Below are 1,501 nucleotides of genomic sequence, written 5' to 3' on the forward strand. Positions count from 1 at the left end.
TTTTGTTGTTCGTTTAAATCAAGATAGCAACGGCTTAAACGCTTTGATGTTGTTTAGCACCTGAGTAAGTAAGTCATAATATTGTGCTTGGCACTTAACAATCACTTGTCTGCCATGTTGAAGTACTTTAGCGGCGATAGCATAGAAGCGATTGCGCACATACTTGGCTCTTTTATTGGCAAATTCAAGGGGTAATATTTGACGCATTAGTGCAAACAAGTTGTAAGACAAACTACAAATATCAAAATACAAGGCATTGGCATTAAAATCACCACAAGGCATTTGTCTTGCACCAAAATCATTTTTCAATTCTTTGATACGGTTTTCACTGTCTTCACCTCGTTGGTTGTAAAAATGGATAACCTTGCTGTCACTCAAAGTTTCAAGATTGGTGGCGATAGAGCGATAAATATATTGTCCACTGGTGATTTGTTCAGGGGCTTGGGTGCTGTTATTGCTGTCTAATTCTAAGTCTAATTCTACCTGCCCAGTAACAGAGCTCCTTTGCACGACTAAATCAAAGACTTTGCCATTATTACCCATAAAATGGCGCATTCTAAAAGTGGCTTGCCCATCAATGGCTTTGCCTTTTTTATCAACCAAAGGTTGCCATTGGTTATCCTTATCTACAAAAATATCTTTAAGAGATTGACATATCTTTGCTCTGATACTAAATTCAATATCATGTTCAAAGCAATAATCAATAATACTGGCTTGATAGCCTGCTGCGTCTATTCTAAGTTTTTTGATGTTAGTGCCTTTAGGTAATGCGTCTTGAGAGATTTTGATAAAGTCAAGGTTGTCTTTTGCTGGTGATACATTACCCGCCCTAAAGTTAGTGGCAACAATCTGCCCTGTTTGGGCGATATGTCCTATTATTGGCATATAGCCCTTGTGTTTCTTATAAGTCCACTGAGCATCAGCTTTATTGGCAATGACTTCACTGGCATCAATATCAAGGGTGATGTTTTTGCAATGATTAAGCGTGGCTTTAAGCACAGTTTTATTGACCTTTTGTAAGGCTTTGATTCCTTGGTTGTCTTCACCTAAACGCCGAAGCCAAATGCCAATAGCCTGTGGGGTTGGCACGCTTTGATTGGTGATTAAGCGTAGCGCCTTGTCTTTGGCAATGTGGGTAGTATCATCTAAGCACTGACCACCTTCATGTTGACTTAATATCAAGGTATTGATAAAAGTGGAGGCTTTGAGTGCACAATTGCTACCAAGGGCTGGGAAGTGTTGATCAATGGTATTAGACAAACTCAATGTGTTAATGGTATGTGCAGTAGCAAGTAATCCAATGCGAGCGGTTAAAAGTTCGTTGGTAGAGGACAGTTTGTAGTTTAAAATTTTCATAAACGCAGTAAGGTTTGGTTGTGTATAAAAGGGATGTGGTTGTCTTTTGTGTTTTCACCCAATGGGTGAAGCGGTTTTTTGGTTGAAATCATTATACCAGTTGGGGTTTGTGTGTTTTTTTGATTTCTATTTTTGGATTAGGGTA

General features: G+C 38.8%; 1 protein-coding gene. It reads right to left on the reverse strand.

Annotated elements, in window-relative coordinates; genetic code table 11:
- Positions 1 to 18: 18 nt before the first annotated feature.
- Positions 19 to 1,356, reverse strand: coding sequence for an IS1380 family transposase (locus tag BHECKSOX2_RS09925; RefSeq protein WP_139682100.1), 1,338 nt, complete (start codon positions 1,354 to 1,356; stop codon positions 19 to 21).
- Positions 1,357 to 1,501 lie beyond the last annotated feature (145 nt).

Source organism: thiotrophic endosymbiont of Bathymodiolus puteoserpentis (Logatchev) (assembly GCF_900127505.1).
Classification (GTDB): Bacteria; Pseudomonadota; Gammaproteobacteria; order PS1; family Pseudothioglobaceae; genus Thiodubiliella.

Bases quoted from the DNA above. Each gene is read 5' to 3' on its own strand.
- BHECKSOX2_RS09925 (WP_139682100.1), bottom strand. From the start codon at position 1,356: ATGAAAATTTTAAACTACAAACTGTCCTCTACCAACGAACTTTTAACC.